At 71.8% G+C, this 18,397-nt stretch carries 16 protein-coding genes; 15 read left to right on the top strand and 1 reads right to left on the bottom strand.

The window, feature by feature from the left end:
* Positions 1-157: 157 nt before the first annotated feature.
* Positions 158-2,383, bottom strand: coding sequence for an elongation factor G-like protein EF-G2 (locus ACFTZC_RS04515; RefSeq protein ID WP_382886785.1), 2,226 nt, complete (start codon positions 2,381-2,383; stop codon positions 158-160).
* A 282-nt stretch (positions 2,384-2,665) separates the two neighbouring features.
* Between ACFTZC_RS04515 and pgsA the strand changes: the two genes are divergently transcribed.
* The 15 genes from pgsA (at position 2,666) to ACFTZC_RS04440 (ending at position 18,226) form a co-directional block, all read left to right on the top strand.
* Entirely contained in the window at positions 2,666-3,355 is a 690-nt protein-coding gene (gene pgsA / locus ACFTZC_RS04510; RefSeq protein ID WP_382886783.1) for a phosphatidylinositol phosphate synthase, read from the top strand.
* Positions 3,352-4,257, top strand: coding sequence for a phosphatidylinositol mannoside acyltransferase (locus ACFTZC_RS04505; protein WP_382886781.1), 906 nt, complete (start codon positions 3,352-3,354; stop codon positions 4,255-4,257). The genes pgsA and ACFTZC_RS04505 overlap by 4 nt, the downstream gene beginning before the upstream one ends.
* Positions 4,254-5,414: a glycosyltransferase family 4 protein gene (locus ACFTZC_RS04500; RefSeq protein WP_382886779.1), complete on the top strand. Its 1,161-nt coding sequence runs from the start codon at positions 4,254-4,256 to the stop codon at positions 5,412-5,414. The genes ACFTZC_RS04505 and ACFTZC_RS04500 overlap by 4 nt, the downstream gene beginning before the upstream one ends.
* Positions 5,415-5,766: 352 nt before the next feature.
* A complete protein-coding gene (locus ACFTZC_RS04495) occupies positions 5,767-6,309 on the top strand; it encodes a hypothetical protein (RefSeq protein WP_382886776.1) in 543 nt (180 codons plus the stop codon).
* A gap of 91 nt (positions 6,310-6,400) precedes the next feature.
* Positions 6,401-7,303 carry a pyridoxal 5'-phosphate synthase lyase subunit PdxS gene (pdxS, locus tag ACFTZC_RS04490; RefSeq protein WP_382886775.1) on the top strand — a complete coding sequence of 301 codons (903 nt, stop codon included), beginning with the start codon at positions 6,401-6,403 and terminating at the stop codon, positions 7,301-7,303.
* A complete protein-coding gene (gene pdxT / locus ACFTZC_RS04485; protein ID WP_382886773.1) occupies positions 7,303-7,893 on the top strand; it encodes a pyridoxal 5'-phosphate synthase glutaminase subunit PdxT in 591 nt (196 codons plus the stop codon). Before pdxS ends, pdxT begins: the two co-directional genes overlap by 1 nt.
* Positions 7,894-7,956: 63 nt before the next feature.
* A complete protein-coding gene (locus tag ACFTZC_RS04480) occupies positions 7,957-8,709 on the top strand; it encodes a YebC/PmpR family DNA-binding transcriptional regulator (RefSeq protein ID WP_249951051.1) in 753 nt (250 codons plus the stop codon).
* Between the two features lie 121 nt (positions 8,710-8,830).
* A complete protein-coding gene (gene ruvC / locus ACFTZC_RS04475; protein ID WP_365813249.1) occupies positions 8,831-9,388 on the top strand; it encodes a crossover junction endodeoxyribonuclease RuvC in 558 nt (185 codons plus the stop codon).
* Positions 9,385-10,008, top strand: coding sequence for a Holliday junction branch migration protein RuvA (ruvA, locus tag ACFTZC_RS04470; RefSeq protein WP_365813247.1), 624 nt, complete (start codon positions 9,385-9,387; stop codon positions 10,006-10,008). The genes ruvC and ruvA overlap by 4 nt, the downstream gene beginning before the upstream one ends.
* Before the next feature lie 89 nt (positions 10,009-10,097).
* Positions 10,098-11,183 carry a Holliday junction branch migration DNA helicase RuvB gene (gene ruvB / locus ACFTZC_RS04465; RefSeq protein WP_382886771.1) on the top strand — a complete coding sequence of 362 codons (1,086 nt, stop codon included), beginning with the start codon at positions 10,098-10,100 and terminating at the stop codon, positions 11,181-11,183.
* Positions 11,184-11,348: 165 nt separating this feature from the next.
* Positions 11,349-11,888: a preprotein translocase subunit YajC gene (gene yajC, locus ACFTZC_RS04460; RefSeq protein WP_382886769.1), complete on the top strand. Its 540-nt coding sequence runs from the start codon at positions 11,349-11,351 to the stop codon at positions 11,886-11,888.
* Positions 11,889-12,031: 143 nt separating this feature from the next.
* Positions 12,032-13,843, top strand: coding sequence for a protein translocase subunit SecD (gene secD, locus ACFTZC_RS04455; protein WP_382886767.1), 1,812 nt, complete (start codon positions 12,032-12,034; stop codon positions 13,841-13,843).
* A gap of 1 nt (position 13,844) precedes the next feature.
* Positions 13,845-14,972: a protein translocase subunit SecF gene (secF, locus tag ACFTZC_RS04450; RefSeq protein WP_382886765.1), complete on the top strand. Its 1,128-nt coding sequence runs from the start codon at positions 13,845-13,847 to the stop codon at positions 14,970-14,972.
* Positions 14,969-15,514: an adenine phosphoribosyltransferase gene (locus ACFTZC_RS04445; RefSeq protein WP_382886763.1), complete on the top strand. Its 546-nt coding sequence runs from the start codon at positions 14,969-14,971 to the stop codon at positions 15,512-15,514. The genes secF and ACFTZC_RS04445 overlap by 4 nt, the downstream gene beginning before the upstream one ends.
* Before the next feature lie 204 nt (positions 15,515-15,718).
* Entirely contained in the window at positions 15,719-18,226 is a 2,508-nt protein-coding gene (locus ACFTZC_RS04440) for a RelA/SpoT family protein (RefSeq protein WP_382886761.1), read from the top strand.
* Positions 18,227-18,397 lie beyond the last annotated feature (171 nt).

Here is an 18,397-nt window from a genome sequence, read left to right as displayed (position 1 = left end):
TGCCGCGACCTCTTCCCGGCCCGCGCGCCCCGCACACCTGCTGGAGCTGGGCACCCCAGAGTAACGGTGCGATGCCGTCCGCGTCATGGGGCCTGGCGGTCTTTCGCCAACCGGCCCCGGGGGCACCGTCCATGGGGTATCGGACGGCACCGGCGCCCTACACCGGGCTCTCCTCCCTGGTGAGCTGACGGTCCGCCACCGCCTGAGGCATCGGCTCGTGGCGGGCGTACGTCCGGCTGAAGCTCCCGGTGCCGTGCGAGATCGAGCGGAGGTCCACCGCGTACCGCCCGATCTCCAGTTCGGGCACTTCGGCCCGGACCAGGGTCCGTCCGGGACCGGCCTGTTCGGTGCCGACGACCCGGCCCCGCCGCCCCGACAGATCGCTCATCACCGGCCCCACGTACTCGTCGGGGACCAGGACCGCCACCTCGGCGACCGGCTCCAGCAGATGGATCGCCGCCTCGCCCGCCGCCTCCCGCAGGGCCAGCGCGCCCGCCGTCTGGAACGCGGCGTCGGAGGAGTCCACCGAGTGCGCCTTCCCGTCGAGCAGCGTCACCCGGATGTCGACCAGCGGATGGCCCGCCGCGACGCCGTGCGCCGCCTGGGCCCGCACGCCCTTCTCGACGGAGGGGATGAACTGACGGGGGACCGCGCCGCCCACCACCTTGTCGACGAACTCGACACCGGACCCGGCCGGCAGCGGGTCCACCGCGATCTCGCAGATCGCGAACTGGCCGTGGCCGCCCGACTGCTTCACATGGCGGCCGCGCCCCGTGGCGCTCGCGCCGAACGTCTCCCGCAGGGCGACCCGGAACGGTACGGCGTCCACCTGGACCCCGTACCGGCCGCGCAGCCGGTCCAGCGCCACGTCCCGGTGCGCCTCGCCCAGGCACCAGAGCACCACCTGATGGGTGTCCGGGTTCTGTTCGAGCCGCATCGTCGGGTCCTCCGCGACCAGCCGGGCCAGCCCCTGGGAGAGCCGGTCCTCGTCCGCCTTGCTGTGCGCCCGTACGGCGAGCGGCAGCAGCGGGTCGGGCATCGTCCACGCCGCCATCAGCAGCGGATCGTCCTTCGCGGAGAGCGTGTCCCCGGTCTCCGCGCGGGACAGCTTCCCCACGCAGGCGAGATCGCCCGCGACACAGTGCGCCAGCACCCGCTGCTGCTTGCCGAACGGTGACGAGAGCGAGCCGACCCGCTCCTCCACGTCGTGGTCCTCGTGCCCCCGGTCGGTGAGCCCGTGCCCGGACACGTGCACCGTCTCGTCGGGGCGCAGCGTCCCCGAGAAGACCCGTACGAGAGAGAGCCGGCCCACGTAGGGGTCCGAGGCGGTCTTGACGACCTCGGCGACCAGCGGGCCGCCCGGATCGCAGCAGATCTCCGGGCGCGGGGCGCCGAGCGGGGTGGTGACGGCGGGCGCCGGGCGCTCCAGCGGCGTCGGGAAGCCGCCGGTGATCAGATCGAGCAGCTCGACCGTGCCCAGCCCCTGCCGGGCGCCGGGCGGCGCGGGCGCCGCCGCGAGCACCGGATGGAAGACGCCGCGCGTCACCGCCTTCTCCAGGTCCTCCATCAGCGTCTTGAGATCGACCTCCTCCCCGCCCAGATAGCGGTCCATGAGGGTCTCGTCCTCGCTCTCGGCGATGATCCCCTCGATCAGCCGGTCCCTGGCCTCCGCGATCGCCGGGAGCCGCGCGGGCTCCGGCGGCCCCACCCGCCGCTCCCCCGAGGAGTAGTCGAAGACCTTCTGCGAGAGCAGCCCCACCAGCCCGGTGGCGGGCGCGTGCCCGTCCGGGCCCTCGGCGCCGTGCACCGGCAGGTAGAGCGGCAGTACGGCGTCGGGGTCGTCCCCGCCGAAGATCCGCGCGCAGAGCCGTGTCATCTCGTCGAAGCCGGTGCGCGCCGTGTCGAGATGGGTGACGACGATGGCGCGCGGCATCCCGACCGCCGCGCACTCCTCCCAGACCGCCCGGGTCGCCCCCGCCACGGCGTCCGCCTCCTGGGCCGCCGACACCACGAAAAGGGCCGCGTCCGCGGCGCGCAGACCGGCCCTGAGCTCCCCGACGAAATCCGCGTAGCCGGGGGTGTCCAGCAGATTTATCTTGTACCCGCCCCACTCCACCGGGACGAGCGAGAGCTGTACGGAACGCTGCTGGCGGTGCTCGATCTCGTCGTAGTCGGAGACCGTCGCGCCGTCCTCGACCCGGCCCGCCCGGTTGACCGCGCCCGCCGTGAGCGCCAGGGCCTCGACGAGGGTGGTCTTCCCCGAGCCGCTGTGGCCCACCAGCACCACGTTCCGCACGGACGCGGGCCGGTCGGCCGCCGTCGCCCTGCCCGCGGCCCCGGGGTGCGGGGGTTCCCTGTCGATCTTGCCGCCTTTGTCGCCCATGACTGCTGCCTCCCGATCGGGTCCACCGACTGGTCGGTGAAGAGGGACGGAGAGAGGCGGGCCGGGGGAGCCGCGCGGCAGCTCCGGCGATGCCCGCGGTGGTCCTTCGAGCTTCGCACTCCCGTCATGGCGCGTCCATACGTCGTACGACGCGGCATGGCCCGGGTACCCGGCGCTGCGCCATGACGGTCGTGGCTACGATGGGCCAGCCGACGGGCCTCAGGCGCCGTGGGCCAGCCGTCGGCCACAGGGGCCCTCGGCCCACCGAACCTCGGGAAGGCCATGCTGAACAAGTACGCGCGTGCATTCTTCACGCGTGTCCTCACACCGTTCGCGGCGTTTCTGCTCCGTCGAGGAGTCACTCCGGACGCGGTCACGCTCATCGGCACGGCCGGGGTGGTGGCGGGTGCACTGGTCTTCTTCCCCCGCGGGGAGTTCTTCTGGGGCACGATCGTCATCACCGTCTTCGTCTTCTCCGACCTCGTCGACGGCAACATGGCGCGCCAGGCGGGCATCTCCAGCCGCTGGGGGGCCTTCCTCGACTCGACCCTGGACCGGGTCGCGGACGGCGCGATCTTCGCCGGTTTCGCCCTCTGGTACGCGGGCGACGGTGACAGCACCACGCTGTGCGCCGTCGCCATCTTCTGCCTCGCCAGCGGCCAGGTCGTGTCGTACACGAAGGCCCGGGGCGAGTCCATCGGGCTGCCCGTGGCCGTCAACGGACTGATCGAGCGCGCGGAACGGCTGGTCATCTCCCTCGTCGCGGCCGGCCTCGCCGGGCTGGCCGCCTTCGGCGTCCCCGGCATCGGCGTCCTGCTGCCGATCGCGCTGTGGGTCGTCGCCGTAGGCAGCCTGGTGACCCTCGGCCAGCGCGTGGTGACCGTACGCCGCGAGGCCGCGGAGGCCGACGCGGCCGCGTCGGCCGGCCCCGCCGGGACCGACCACGCCCGGGGGAGTGGAGCCACGTCATGAGCGCGGCGAGCGACCGGCTGACCGACGCGCTGTACGGGCTCGGCTGGGGCACGGTCAAGAAGCTCCCCGAGCCGGTGGCCGGGGCCCTCGGCAGGACCATCGCGGACACCGTGTGGAAACGGCGCGGCCCGAGCGTGCTGCGCCTGGAGTCCAATCTGGCGCGGGTCGTGCCCGACGCCGGTCCCGAACGGCTGGCGGCCCTCTCCAAGGCGGGCATGCGCTCGTACATGCGGTACTGGATGGAGTCGTTCCGGCTGCCCGCCTGGAGCGAGGAGCGGGTGCGCGACGGCGTCGAGATCAAGGACATCGACCGGCTCTTCGACGGCCTCACCACCGGGCGCGGTGTCGTCCTGGCGCTGCCGCACATGGCCAACTGGGACCTGGCGGGAGCCTGGCTCACCCGGGCCCACGGCGTGCCGTTCACGACGGTCGCCGAGCGGCTGAAGCCCGAGTCGCTGTACGACCGGTTCGTCGCCTACCGCGAGAGCCTGGGCATGGAGGTGGTGCCGCACACCGGGGGCTCCGCCTTCGGCACCCTGGCCCGGCGGCTGCGGGACGGCGGTCTCGTCGCCCTGGTCGCCGACCGCGATCTGTCGGCGTCCGGCATCGAGGTCGACTTCTTCGGGGACACGGCCCGGATGCCCGTGGGCCCGTCGCTGCTGGCGCAGCAGACCGGGGCGCTGCTGCTGCCCGTCTCGCTGTGGTTCGACGACTCCCGGGTGATGCGGGGGCAGGTCTTCCCGCCCGTCCCCGTGCCGGAGACAGGCACCCGCGCGGAAAAGGCGTCCGTGATGACACAGGCGGTGGCCGACGCCTTCGCCGCGGGAATCGCCGAACACCCGGAGGACTGGCACATGCTGCAACGGCTGTGGGTCGCGGACCTGGACCGGGGGCCCGAGTGAAGATCGGCATCGTCTGCCCGTACTCCTGGGACGTACCGGGCGGCGTCCAGTTCCACATCAGGGACCTCGCGGAACACCTCATCCGGCTCGGCCACGACGTCTCCGTGCTGGCCCCGGCGGACGACGAGACACCGCTCCCGCCGTACGTCGTCTCGGCGGGCCGCGCCGTGCCCGTCCCGTACAACGGGTCGGTCGCCCGGCTCAACTTCGGCTTCCTGTCGGCGGCGCGGGTGCGGCGCTGGCTGCACGACGGCACGTTCGACGTCATCCACATCCACGAGCCGGCCTCGCCGTCGCTGGGCCTGCTGAGCTGCTGGGCGGCGCAGGGGCCGATCGTCGCGACGTTCCACACCTCCAACCCGCGCTCGCGCGCCATGATCGCGGCGTACCCGATCCTGCAGCCCGCGCTGGAGAAGATCAGCGCCCGGATCGCGGTGAGTGAGTACGCGCGGCGCACGCTGGTCGAACACCTCGGCGGCGACGCCGTCGTCATCCCGAACGGCGTCGACGTCGACTTCTTCGCCGAGGCCGGGACGGAACCGGCCTGGCAGGGCGGCACGATCGGCTTCATCGGGCGCATCGACGAGCCGCGCAAGGGGCTGCCGGTGCTGATGCGGGCCCTTCCGAAGATCCTCGCCGTCCACCCGGAGACCCGGCTGCTGGTGGCGGGGCGCGGGGACGAGAAGGAGGCGGTGGAGTCCCTGCCGAAGGAGATGCGCCGCAGCGTCGAGTTCCTCGGGATGGTCAGCGACGAGGACAAGGCGCGGCTGCTGCGCAGCGTCGACCTGTACGTGGCGCCCAACACCGGCGGCGAGAGCTTCGGCATCATCCTCGTGGAGGCGCTGTCGGCGGGCGCGGCGGTGCTCGCCAGCGACCTGGACGCGTTCGCGCAGGTCCTGGACCACGGGGCGGCGGGGGAACTCTTCACCAACGAGGACGCGGACGCGCTCGCGGGCGCCGCGGTCCGCCTCCTGGGCGACCCGGACCGCCGGGCGGCGCTGCGCGAACGGGGCAGCGCGCACGTACGGCGCTTCGACTGGTCGACGGTCGGCGCGGACATCCTCGCGGTGTACGAGACGGTGACGGACGGGGCGGCGTCGGTGGCGGCGGACGAACGGACGGGGCTGCGGGCGAGGTTCGGGCTGGCGCGGGAGTAGGCGTCCGGCGGGGGGCGTGGGGGGCGATGGGGAGGGCGCGGTGCGGTGCGCCGTCCGGCGGGGGTTCGTGTCCGGGTGCCGGTGCCGGTGCCGGTGCCGGTGCGGGTGCGGTGCGTCGTCCGGCGGGGTGGTGGGTCGGTGCCGGGGGCCGGGGGCCGGGGCCTCCGGAGGTACATATCCGGACGGCATGATTTACGCCGCGTGCGGGGTGAACAACAGGGGCGCGGGCCGCTTGTGCGGCACACATCACGCTTTAGTGTCCGGACACGCACCTCCTCCGACCCCGACCCCCTCCCCCTGGTGGATCCTCAACGCTCCGAGGGGGCGTACCTGTACGCGTAGTCTGCCGTGCGTGACCACCCTTGTCTGGATCGCCGTTGCCGTCATCGCGATCGCGCTGTATCTCAGTTGGACCGCGGGCCGGCTCGACCGGCTGCACACCCGGATCGACGCCGCACGGGCCGCGCTCGACGCCCAGTTGCTGCGGCGTGCCTCGGTCGCGCAGGAGTTGGCCACTTCCGGGGTGCTCGATCCGGCCGCGTCGATCGTGCTGTACCAGGCGGCGCACGCGGCGCGGCAGGCCGAGGAGGAGCAGCGGGAGGTCGCCGAGAGCGAGCTGAGTCAGGCGCTGCGGGCCGTGTTCGGGGAGGCCGCCCAGGTCGAGGCCGTCCAGGAGGCGCCCGGGGGTGAGGACGCCGCCGGGGAGCTCGCCGCGGCGGTACGGCGGGTGCCGATGGCGCGGCGGTTCCACAACGACGCCGTACGGGCCGCCCGGGCGCTGCGGCGCCACCGCACGGTGCGGTGGTTCCGGCTCGCGGGGCACGCGCCGTTCCCGCTGGCCTTCGAGATGGACGACGAGCCGCCGGTCGCGCTGGCGGACCGGCCGGGAGCCTGAACGATCCACCGGCTTCCCATTGGCCCTTGCTGTGGACTGGTTCCGGGGCGTTCTCTGGAGATCCCCGTCGTACGAGTCTGTGAGGTCGCCCGTGTCCACCACGCCCCAGAACCCCGAGACCGGCACCGCCCGCGTCAAGCGCGGCATGGCCGAGCAGCTCAAGGGCGGTGTGATCATGGACGTGGTCACACCGGACCAGGCGAAGATCGCCGAGGACGCCGGCGCGGTCGCCGTGATGGCGCTGGAGCGGGTGCCCGCCGACATCCGCAAGGACGGCGGCGTCGCGCGGATGTCCGACCCCGACATGATCGAGGGCATCATCGGCGCGGTGTCGATCCCGGTCATGGCGAAGTCCCGGATCGGCCACTTCGTCGAGGCCCAGGTGCTCCAGTCGCTGGGCGTCGACTACATCGACGAGTCGGAGGTGCTGACCCCCGCCGACGAGGTCAACCACTCGGACAAGTGGGCTTTCACCACGCCCTTCGTCTGTGGTGCCACCAACCTCGGTGAGGCGCTGCGCCGGATCGCCGAGGGTGCGGCCATGATCCGTTCGAAGGGCGAGGCCGGGACCGGCAATGTCGTCGAGGCGGTCAGGCACCTGCGGCAGATCAAGAACGAGATCGCCCGGCTGCGCGGCTGCGACAACAACGAGCTGTACGCCGCGGCCAAGGAGCTGCGCGCCCCGTACGAGATCGTGAAGGAGGTCGCGGAGCTGGGCAAGCTGCCCGTGGTGCTCTTCTCCGCGGGCGGTGTCGCCACCCCCGCCGACGCCGCGCTGATGCGCCAGCTCGGTGCGGAGGGCGTCTTCGTGGGCTCCGGCATCTTCAAGTCGGGCGACCCGGCCAAGCGTGCCGCCGCGATCGTGAAGGCCACCACGTTCTACGACGACCCGAAGGTCATCGCGGAGGCGTCGCGCGACCTGGGCGAGGCCATGGTCGGCATCAACTGCGACACGCTGCCCGAGGCAGAGCGCTACGCGAACCGCGGCTGGTGATGGGCGCCCCCGCGATCGGCGTCCTGGCGCTCCAGGGTGACGTCAGGGAGCACCTGAGCGCCCTGGCGGCGGCGGGCGCCGGGGCGCAGGCCGTACGGCGCCCCGAGGAGCTGGCCGGGGTCGAGGGCCTGGTGATCCCGGGCGGCGAGTCCACCACGATGTCCAAACTGGCCGCGCTCTTCGGCATGCTGGAGCCGCTGCGCACCCGGGTCCGGGCCGGGATGCCGGTGTACGGCACCTGCGCCGGGATGATCATGCTCGCCGAGAAGATCCTCGATCCCCGGTCGGGTCAGGAGACGGTCGGCGGTATCGACATGATCGTCCGGCGCAACGCCTTCGGCAGGCAGAACGAGTCCTTCGAGGCGGCAGTTGAGGTCGCCGGTGTCGAAGGCGGCCCTGTGGAGGGCGTCTTCATCCGGGCCCCATGGGTCGAGTCGGTGGGGGCCGAGGTCCAGGTGCTCGCCGAGTACGGGGGGCACGTGGTCGCCGTACGGCAGGGCAACGCGCTGGCGACGTCCTTCCACCCCGAACTGACGGGCGACCACCGGCTGCACCGTTTCTTCACCGACATGGTGCGCTCCGTACGGTGACCTCCGCCCGGTAGGATCGCTGCCGAACGGGAGCAGTACCGGTTACGCGAAGGAGACAGGCAGATGTCCGGCCACTCTAAATGGGCTACGACGAAGCACAAGAAGGCCGTGATCGATGCCAAGCGCGGCAAGCTCTTCGCGAAGCTGATCAAGAACATCGAGGTCGCGGCGCGCACCGGCGGCGCGGATGTCGACGGCAACCCGACGCTGTTCGACGCCATCCAGAAGGCGAAGAAGAGTTCGGTCCCGAACAAGAACATCGACTCGGCCGTCAAGCGCGGCGCCGGCCTGGAGGCCGGTGGCGCCGACTACGAGACGATCATGTACGAGGGGTACGGCCCCAACGGTGTCGCGGTGCTCATCGAGTGCCTCACCGACAACCGCAACCGCGCCGCCTCCGACGTGCGGGTCGCGATGACCCGCAACGGCGGCTCGATGGCCGACCCCGGGTCCGTGTCGTACCTCTTCAACCGCAAGGGCGTCGTGATCGTCCCCAAGGGTGAGCTGGGCGAGGACGACGTGCTGGGCGCGGTGCTCGACGCGGGTGCCGAGGAGGTCAACGACCTCGGCGAGTCCTTCGAGGTGCTCAGCGAGGCCACCGACCTGGTCGCGGTCCGCACCGCGCTCCAGGAGGCGGGCATCGACTACGACTCGGCCGACGCCAACTTCGTGCCCACCATGCAGGTGGAGCTGGACGAGGAGGGGGCGCGCAAGATCTTCAAGCTGATCGACGCCCTGGAGGACAGCGACGACGTCCAGAACGTCTTCGCCAACTTCGACGTCTCGGACGACGTGATGGAGAAGGTCGACGCCTGACCCGGCCCTTCGCACCCCCCTCCTCGATGCCGGTCCGGCCCGTTGTCGGTGCCGGCCGATAGGGTCCGATCATTGCTTCTTCCCTCGGGGGAGAACGTATGACCGAGAGAGTGGGGGCGCGATGCGGGTGCTGGCTGTGGACCCCGGACTGACCCGGTGCGGGATCGGTGTCGTCGAGGGCGTCGCGGGACGGCCCTTGACGATGCTGGGCGTCGGCGTGGTGCGTACGCCCTCCGACGCCGAGATCGGGTCGCGCCTCGTCGCCATCGAGCAGGGCATGGACGCCTGGCTGGACGAGCACCGGCCCGAACGCGTCGCCGTGGAGCGGGTGTTCGCGCAGCACAATGTGCGTACGGTCATGGGCACCGCCCAGGCCAGCGCGGTCGCCATGCTCTGCGCCTCACGCCGCGGCATCCCCGTCGCCCTGCACACCCCCAGCGAGGTCAAGGCCGCCGTCACCGGCAGCGGCCGGGCCGACAAGGCGCAGGTCGGCGCGATGGTCACCCGGCTGCTGCGGCTGGCCGCGCCGCCCAAGCCGGCCGACGCGGCGGACGCCCTCGCACTGGCCATCTGCCACATCTGGCGGGCCCCCGCCATGAACCGCCTCCAGCAGGCGCAGGCCGCGGCCCGCGCGCCCCGTGTCCCCGCCTCCGCACCCGTCCGGAAGGTCACCCGATGATCGCGTTCGTCAGCGGCCAGGTCGCCGCCCTCGCCCCGACCACCGCGGTCATCGAGGTCGGCGGCGTCGGCATGTCCGTCCAGTGCGCCCCCGGCACCCTCGCCGCGCTGCGCGTCGGCCAGGAGGCCAGACTCGCCACCTCACTGGTCGTCCGGGAGGACTCCCTCACGCTGTACGGCTTCGCCGACGACGACGAACGCCAGGTGTTCGAGCTGCTGCAGACCGCCAGCGGCGTCGGGCCCCGGCTCGCCCAGGCGATGCTGGCCGTGCACAGCCCCGACGCGCTGCGCCTCGCCGTCTCCACCGGCGACGAGAAGGCGCTGACGGCGGTCCCCGGCATCGGCAAGAAGGGCGCCCAGAAGCTGCTGCTGGAGCTGAAGGACCGGCTCGGCGCGCCGCTGGGCGCCACCGTGGGACGGCAGTCCACCGGGGCGCCCGCCGCCTCCTGGAGCGACCAGCTCCACGCCGCGCTGATCGGCCTGGGGTACGCCGGCCGGGAAGCCGAGGAAGCGGTCGCCCAGGTCGCCCCGGAGGCCGAGGCGGCCCTCGCGGCCGGCGAGCAGCCGCCCGTGCCCCGGCTGCTGCGCGCCGCGCTCCAGAGCCTCAACCGCACGCGTTGAGCACGGCCGGACCGGGCCCGCTCCCGGCCCGCCTCGATGTACTCCGTCCGGGCGTTCTCGTACGCGCCCTCTTCCCGAGGTGAGACACAGTGAACTGGGACGACACCGCCGGCGCGGGCCCCGCGCCGCAGGACGCGGCCGATCGGCTGGTCGGGGCGTCCGCGGACGGCGAGGACCAGGCCGTCGAAGCGGCGCTGCGGCCCAAGTCGCTGGGTGAGTTCGTCGGGCAGGAGCGGGTACGGGTCCAGCTCGACCTCGTGCTCAAGGCGGCCCTCGCCCGCGGCGCCACCGCCGATCACGTGCTGCTCTCCGGGGCGCCCGGGCTCGGCAAGACCACCCTCTCGATGATCATCGCCGCCGAGATGAACGCCCCGATCCGCATCACCTCCGGCCCCGCGATCCAGCACGCGGGGGATCTCGCCGCGATCCTCTCCTCGCTCCAGGAGGGCGAGGTCCTCTTCCTCGACGAGATCCACCGCATGTCCCGGCCCGCCGAGGAGATGCTCTACATGGCGATGGAGGACTTCCGGGTCGACGTGATCGTCGGCAAGGGCCCCGGCGCCACCGCCATCCCGCTGGAGCTGCCGCCCTTCACCCTGGTCGGCGCCACCACCCGGGCCGGACTGCTGCCGCCCCCGCTGCGCGACCGCTTCGGCTTCACCGGGCACATGGAGTTCTACGAGAGCGCCGAGCTGGAGCGCGTCATCCACCGCTCGGCCCAGCTCCTCGACCTGGAGATCGACACCGAGGGCGCCGAGGAGATCGCCGGACGCTCCCGAGGCACGCCCCGTATCGCCAACCGGCTGCTGCGCCGCGTACGGGACTACGCCCAGGTCAAGGAGGACGGCCGGATCACCCGTGCGGTGGCGGGGGCGGCGCTCGCGGTGTACGAGGTCGACCCGCGCGGCCTCGACCGGCTCGACCGGGCCGTGCTCCAGGCGCTGCTCAAGCTCTTCGGCGGCGGGCCCGTGGGGCTGTCGACCCTGGCGGTCGCCGTGGGGGAGGAGCGCGAGACCGTCGAGGAGGTCGCCGAGCCCTTCCTCGTACGGGAGGGACTGCTCGCCCGTACCCCGCGCGGCCGGGTCGCCACCCCCGCGGCGTGGGCGCACCTCGGGCTCGTCCCGCCCCAGCAGGCCCCGGGCGCGGCCGGACAACCCGGCCTGTTCGGGGCGTGACGGCATGGACACGCGCACGGGCAGGAACCCGGGTGCGATGCTGGGCGTTGTTCCAACGAAGCGGACTCGCTTAGACTCCGCCGATGCCGCCCTTCCGGCGCGGCATGCCCACCCCCGTATACCAGGCCGTTCGACAGCACGGTCGTGCGAAGGAAGTTCCCTCCCGTGAGTCTCGTGACCCTTCTCCCCTTCATCGTGCTCATCGGGGCCATGTTCCTGATGACCCGGTCCGCCAAGAAGAAGCAGCAGGCCGCCGCGCAGATGCGCGACGAAATGCAGCCCGGCACCGGCGTCCGCACCATCGGGGGCATGTATGCCACCGTCAAGGAGGTGCACGTTGACATGGTCCTCCTGGAGGTGGCTCCCGGCGTCCACGCCGTCTACGCGAAGAACGCCATCGGCGCGGTGCTCGACGACGACGAGTACAACCGCATCGTGCACGGCGACGACCCGAGCGACTCCGACACGCCGATCGTGCCCGACGACGCCTCCTCGCTGACCGGTCCCGCCGACGAGACCCGGATCGACCTCGGCAAGAAGCCCGAGGCCGCCGGGCCCGCGGACGGCACGGACACCGCGGACGCCGAGCCCGACGACGCCAAGCCCGCCGACGCGAAGTCCGAGGACACGTCCGCTGACAGCGCCGGCAAGGCCGACAAGGCTGACAAGGCCGACAAGACCGACGGCGAGTCCGGCGCGAAGTAGCCGGTCCGCGCCGACGGGCCGCACAACGGCTCCCGGCGACTCACGGTCGCGCCGATTTCCGCGGGGGCAGGTCCCCACAACACTTCGTGGCCGCTCCCCCGCACACCCGGCGTGGGGGCGGTTGGACAGGGAGAAACGAGAAGGTGGCAGCACCCAATAAGGGCCGAAGGCAAGCGGGGTCCCCAGGCAGGCCAGGCCGCACCCTGGCGCTGTTCCTGATTGCCATGGTGGCCCTCACGGGCGGGATGTTCTGGTCCGGCCATGTCACGCCACGTCTGGGGATCGACCTCGCGGGCGGCACCAGCATCACGCTCCAGGCGAAGAACACGCCGGGCAAGCCGAACGCGATCAACAAGACCAACATGGACACCGCCGTCAGCATCATCGAGCGGCGTGTCAACGGTCTTGGTGTCTCGGAGGCCGAGGTTCAGACCCAGGGCAACGAGAACATCATCGTCAACATCCCCCGGGGCACGAACGAGAAGCAGGCCCGTGAGCAGGTCGGCACCACCGCCCAGCTCTACTTCCGGCCGGTGCTGACCGTCGCCGCCGGGAGCCCGACGACCCCCCAGCCCTCCGGCAGCGGCTCGCCGAGCGCCGCTCCCAGCTCCTCGACCAGCGCTTCCACCGGGGACAAGGCCGACGAGAAGGCCGGGGACGGTTCGACCCCGTCCCCCGACGCGAGCGCCACCGCCCAGGGCCGCGCCGTGACGGACGCCCTGAAGGCGGACGCCTCGCCGTCGCCCGACGCCTCCGGCTCGGACAGTCCGTCCGACAAGTCCTCCGACAAGCCGTCGGACAAGGAATCCGGCGCCCCCGCGCCGTCCGCGAGCCCCTCCAGCGACGCGGCCACCGCCGCCCTGGAGAAGAAGTTCACGGAGCTGGACTGCACGAACGAGAAGGCCCGCACCGAGGTCAACCAGAGCGCGGCGCCCAAGGACACCATCGTCGCCTGCGGCCAGAACTCCGGCGGCGAGTGGGAGAAGTACGTCCTCGGCCCGGCCGAGCTGGAGGGCACGGACGTCGACGACGCCAAGGGCGTCCTCGACCAGCAGCGTGGCATGTGGATCGTCACGATGGACTTCACCGGCGCCGGCACGAAGAAGTTCCAGTCGATCACCGGCAAGCTCTCGCAGCAGCAGGCGCCGATGAACCAGTTCGCCATCGTGCTCGACGGCAACGTGGTCTCCGCGCCCTCGGTGAGCCAGACGCTCGGCGGCAGCGCCGAGATCTCCGGCAGCTTCACCCAGCAGTCCGCCCAGGACCTGGGCAACATCCTCTCGTACGGCGCGCTGCCCCTGACGTTCCAGGAGCAGTCCGTCACCACGGTCACCGCCGCGCTCGGCGGTGAGCAGCTCGACGCCGGTCTGATCGCCGGCGCGATCGGCCTCGCCCTGGTCATCATCTACCTGGTGGCCTACTACCGGGGTCTCTCCGCGATCGCCATCCTCAGCCTCGGCGCCTCCGGCATCATGACGTACACGATCATGTCGCTCCTCGGCCCCGGCATCGGCTTCGCGCTGAACCTCCCCGCGGTCTGTGGCGCCATCGTCGCCATCGGTATCACCGCGGACTCGTTCATCGTGTACTTCGAACGCATCCGGGACGAGATCCGCGAGGGCCGTACGCTCCGCCCGGCCGTGGAACGGGCCTGGCCGCGCGCCCGGCGCACGATCCTCGTCTCCGACTTCGTGTCGTTCCTCGCCGCGGCGGTGCTGTTCCTGGTCACCGTCGGCAAGGTCCAGGGCTTCGCGTTCACCCTCGGGCTGACCACGCTTCTCGACGTGGTCGTGGTGTTCTTCTTCACCAAGCCCGTCATGACGATCCTGGCCCGTACGAAGTTCTTCTCCAGCGGTCACTCGTGGTCCGGCCTGGACCCGAAGCGCCTCGGTGCCAAGCCGCCGCTGCGCCGCGCCCGCCGTGTCAGCGCCCCCACCGACCCGAAGGAGGCGTGAGATGTCCCGACTCGGCGATCTCGGCGCCCGGCTCTACCGCGGCGAAGTCGGCTACGACTTCATCGGGAAGCGCAAGATCTGGTACGGAATCTCGATCCTGATCACCATCACGGCCATCGCGGCCCTGGCGGTGCGCGGGCTCAACATGGGCATCGAGTTCAAGGGCGGTGCCGTCTTCACCATCCCGAGCACGAGCGTCTCGGAGGTCCAGGCACGCGAGGACGCGCAGGCCGCGTCCGGACACGCCGCGATCGTCCAGAAGCTCGGCAACGGCGGCATGCGGATCCAGGTCACGGAGCTGGACACCAAGCAGGCCGACGCCGTGAAGGTCCAGCTCGCCAAGGACCTGAAGGTCGACGAGGCGAAGATCAACGCGGACCTGGTCGGCCCGAGCTGGGGCGCGACCATCGCCAACAAGGCGTGGATGGGTCTCGGGATCTTCATGGTCCTGGTGGTGATCTATCTGGCCATCGCCTTCGAATGGCGGATGGCGGTCGCCGCGCTCATCGCCCTGATCCACGACCTCACGATCACGGTCGGCGTCTACACCTTGGTCGGCTTCGAGGTCACCCCGGGTACGGTGATCGGTCTGCTGACCATTCTCGGTTACTCCCTCTACGACACGGTCGTCGTCTTCGACAGCCTCAAGGAGGGGGCGAACGGGATCACCAAGCAGAGCCGCTGGACCTACAGCGAGATCGCCAACCGGTCGATCAACAGCACGCTGGTGCGGTCCATCAACACCACCGTGGTCGCCCTGCTGCCCGTCGGGGCGCTGCTCTTCATCGGCGGCGGCTTCCTCGGCGCCGGCATGCTGAACGACATCTCGCTCTCGCTCTTCGTCGGCCTCGCCGCCGGCGCGTACTCCTCGATCTTCATCGCCACGCCGCTCGTCGCGGACCTGAAGGAACGCGACCCGCAGATCAAGGCGCTGAAGAAGCGGGTGCTCGCCAAGCGCGCGGCGGCCGCCGCCAAAGGCGAACTGAACGGCTCCTCCGCGGACGGTGACGACACCGCCGACGACGGCCCGCAGGACGGCGCCCCGGGCGCCGCTCCGGCGCCCGCCGTGGCGGGCCAGCGCGGCCGCGGCGGCCGGGGCCGCCCCTCGGGCTCGGGGAGGCGTCGATGACCGACACCGGCGTCCAGGAGCTGCTGCTCAGCCGCATCCGTGATGTGGACGACTACCCGAAGCCGGGCGTGGTGTTCAAGGACATCACCCCGCTGCTGGCCGACCCGAAGGCGTTCACGGCGCTGACCGACGCCCTCGCCGCGCTCTGCGCGCGGTTCGGCGCGACGAAGATCGTCGGCCTGGAGGCGCGCGGCTTCATCCTCGCCGCCCCCGTGGCGGTCCGGGCGGGCGTCGGGTTCATCCCCGTACGCAAGGCCGGCAAGCTCCCCGGCGCGACGCTGTCGCAGACGTACGACCTGGAGTACGGCTCCGCGGAGATCGAGGTCCACGCCGAGGACCTGGAGCACGGGGACCGCGTCCTCGTCATCGACGACGTCCTCGCCACGGGCGGTACGGCCGAGGCGTCCCTGGAACTGGTCCGCCGGGCCGGCGCCGAGGTCGTGGGCGTCGCCGTCCTGATGGAGCTGGGCTTCCTGGGCGGCCGTGAGCGGCTGGCACCCGCGCTCGGCGGGGCCCCGCTGGAGGCCCTGATCACGCTCTGAGCGCCGCCGGAACACGGAATCCGGCGGGCATGGGAACACGGCAGGACGGGCACCCGGGAACAAACGGGTGCCCGTCCCGCGTTCCGGGGAGCCGGACCCGGCCCGACCCGGGAGACCGGCCTTGGGACGAGAGGGACGCCCGGGGTCGATACCATGGAACCTCCGGGCCTGACCGGGGGACCTGGATCCGCACGAGGAGCGCTCTTGCCAGACGAGGTTCAGCCACTGGCCGCCGCGACGCCCGATCACCCCGCCGACCAGGCCGCGGTGGGCTCCGCCGTGCCCCGGAACAAGGCCCCGGTCGCCGCGGACCAGCCCGTCCGGCACGGCGCGAAGTCCGTGCCGCCCGAGCGCCCCGCCGTCCCCGTCAGCGCCCCCAAGCCCGGCGCCACGGCCGCTCCGCGCTCCGGAGGCTCCTCCAACCGGGTGAGGGCCCGGCTCGCACGGCTCGGGGTGCAGCGCTCCTCGCCGTACAACCCCGTCCTGGAGCCGCTGCTGCGGACCGTACGCGGGAACGACCCCAAGATCGAGACCGCGACGCTGCGCCAGATCGAGAGCGCCTACCAGGTCGCCGAGCGCTGGCACCGCGGGCAGAAGCGCAAGAGCGGCGACCCGTACATCACGCACCCCCTCGCGGTCACCACGATCCTCGCCGAGCTGGGCATGGACCCCGCCACCCTGATGGCCGGGCTGCTGCACGACACCGTCGAGGACACCGAGTACGGCCTGGACACCCTGCGCCGCGACTTCGGCGACCAGGTCGCGCTCCTCGTCGACGGCGTCACCAAGCTCGACAAGGTCAAGTTCGGCGAGGCCGCGCAGGCCGAGACCGTACGCAAGATGGTCGTCGCCATGGCGAAGGACCCGCGCGTCCTGGTCATCAAGCTCGCCGACCGGCTGCACAACATGCGCACCATGCGCTACCTCAAGCGGGAGAAGCAGGAGAAGAAGGCCCGCGAGACGCTGGAGATCTACGCCCCCCTCGCCCACCGGCTGGGCATGAACACCATCAAGTGGGAGCTGGAGGACCTCGCCTTCGCGATCCTCTACCCCAAGATGTACGACGAGATCGTCCGGCTGGTCGCCGAGCGGGCGCCCAAGCGCGACGAATACCTGGCCATAGTGACCGACGAGGTCCAGTCGGACCTGCGCGCGGCCCGCATCAAGGCCACCGTCACCGGACGGCCGAAGCACTACTACAGCGTCTACCAGAAGATGATCGTCCGGGGCCGGGACTTCGCGGAGATCTACGACCTGGTGGGCATCCGGGTCCTGGTCGACACGGTCCGTGACTGCTACGCGGCGCTCGGCACCGTCCACGCGCGGTGGAATCCGGTCCCCGGCCGGTTCAAGGACTACATCGCGATGCCCAAGTTCAACATGTACCAGTCGCTGCACACGACGGTCATCGGGCCCAACGGCAAGCCGGTCGAGCTCCAGATCCGTACGTTCGACATGCACCGCCGCGCCGAGTACGGCATCGCCGCGCACTGGAAGTACAAGCAGGAGGCCGTCGCGGGCGCCTCCAAGGTCCGCACCGACGTCCCCAGGAGCGCCGGCCGGGGCGCGGGCCAGGACACCGTCAACGACATGGCGTGGCTGCGCCAGCTCCTGGACTGGCAGAAGGAGACCGAGGACCCCAGCGAGTTCCTGGAGTCGCTCCGCTTCGACCTGTCGCGCAACGAGGTCTTCGTCTTCACGCCCAAGGGCGACGTCATAGCGCTGCCCGCCGGCGCCACCCCCGTCGACTTCGCGTACGCCGTCCACACGGAGGTCGGCCACCGCACCATAGGGGCGCGGGTCAACGGCCGGCTCGTACCGCTCGAATCGACCCTCGACAACGGCGACCTGGTGGAGGTCTTCACCTCCAAGGCGTCCGGGGCGGGCCCCTCGCGCGACTGGCTCGGCTTCGTCAAGTCGCCGCGGGCCAGGAACAAGATCCGCGCCTGGTTCTCCAAGGAGCGCCGCGACGAGGCGATCGAGCAGGGCAAGGACGCCATCGCGCGGGCCATGCGCAAACAGAACCTGCCGATCCAGCGCATCCTCACCGGGGACTCGCTGGTCACGCTCGCGCACGAGATGCGCTACCCCGACATCTCCTCCCTGTACGCGGCGATCGGCGAGGGCCATGTGGCCGCGCAGGGCGTCGTACAGAAGCTGGTGCAGGCCCTCGGCGGCGAGGAGGCGGCCAACGAGGACATCGCGGAGAACTCCCCGCCCTCCCACAGCCGCGGCAAGCGCCGCTCCAACGCCGACCCCGGCGTGGTCGTCAAGGGCGTCGAGGACGTCTGGGTGAAGCTCGCCCGCTGCTGTACGCCCGTCCCCGGCGACCCGATCATCGGCTTCGTCACCCGCGGCAGCGGCATCTCCGTCCACCGCGCCGACTGCGTCAACGTGGACGCGCTCTCCCAGCAGCCCGAGCGGATCAAGGACGTCGAGTGGGCGCCCACCCAGTCCTCGGTCTTCCTCGTCGCCATCCAGGTCGAGGCACTGGACCGCTCCCGGCTGCTGTCGGACGTCACCCGCGTCCTCTCGGACCAGCACGTCAACATCCTCTCCGCCGCCGTCCAGACCTCCCGGGACCGGGTCGCCACCTCGCGCTTCACCTTCGAGATGGGCGACCCGAAGCACCTGGGCCACGTACTGAAGGCGGTACGGGGCGTGGAGGGCGTCTACGACGTCTACCGCGTCACCTCGGCCCGCAGGCCCTGAGCGCGGCCCGGCGCGGGGCACACAGGCGGGCTCAGCGGGCCCAGAAGCGGCCGGCCACAGCGGGTGCACACGTCGGCCCACGGACGCGGGCCAACGCGCCGGCCCAGACGCGGGCACACACGGAGGGGGGGGGCGGGGGGGGGCGGCCAGACGGGGCCGCCGCCCGCGCCC

It is taken from the genome of Streptomyces sp. NPDC056987 (assembly GCF_042673865.1).
Classification (GTDB): Bacteria; Actinomycetota; Actinomycetes; order Streptomycetales; family Streptomycetaceae; genus Streptomyces.
Note: the sequence above shows the minus strand (reverse complement) of the source record. Positions and strands in the feature narration are given on the sequence as shown.

What these genes read in the sequence shown, in the direction of transcription:
- ACFTZC_RS04445 (WP_382886763.1), top strand. Translation starts at nt 14,969, where the DNA reads ATGACCGACACCGGCGTCCAGGAGCTGCTGCTCAGCCGCATCCGTGAT.
- pdxT (WP_382886773.1), top strand. Translation starts at nt 7,303, where the DNA reads ATGGGCGCCCCCGCGATCGGCGTCCTGGCGCTCCAGGGTGACGTCAGG.
- ruvA (WP_365813247.1), top strand. Translation starts at nt 9,385, where the DNA reads ATGATCGCGTTCGTCAGCGGCCAGGTCGCCGCCCTCGCCCCGACCACC.
- ACFTZC_RS04515 (WP_382886785.1), bottom strand. Translation starts at nt 2,383, where the DNA reads ATGGGCGACAAAGGCGGCAAGATCGACAGGGAACCCCCGCACCCCGGG.
- pgsA (WP_382886783.1), top strand. Translation starts at nt 2,666, where the DNA reads ATGCTGAACAAGTACGCGCGTGCATTCTTCACGCGTGTCCTCACACCG.
- secF (WP_382886765.1), top strand. Translation starts at nt 13,845, where the DNA reads ATGTCCCGACTCGGCGATCTCGGCGCCCGGCTCTACCGCGGCGAAGTC.
- ACFTZC_RS04505 (WP_382886781.1), top strand. Translation starts at nt 3,352, where the DNA reads ATGAGCGCGGCGAGCGACCGGCTGACCGACGCGCTGTACGGGCTCGGC.
- ACFTZC_RS04480 (WP_249951051.1), top strand. Translation starts at nt 7,957, where the DNA reads ATGTCCGGCCACTCTAAATGGGCTACGACGAAGCACAAGAAGGCCGTG.
- ruvC (WP_365813249.1), top strand. Translation starts at nt 8,831, where the DNA reads ATGCGGGTGCTGGCTGTGGACCCCGGACTGACCCGGTGCGGGATCGGT.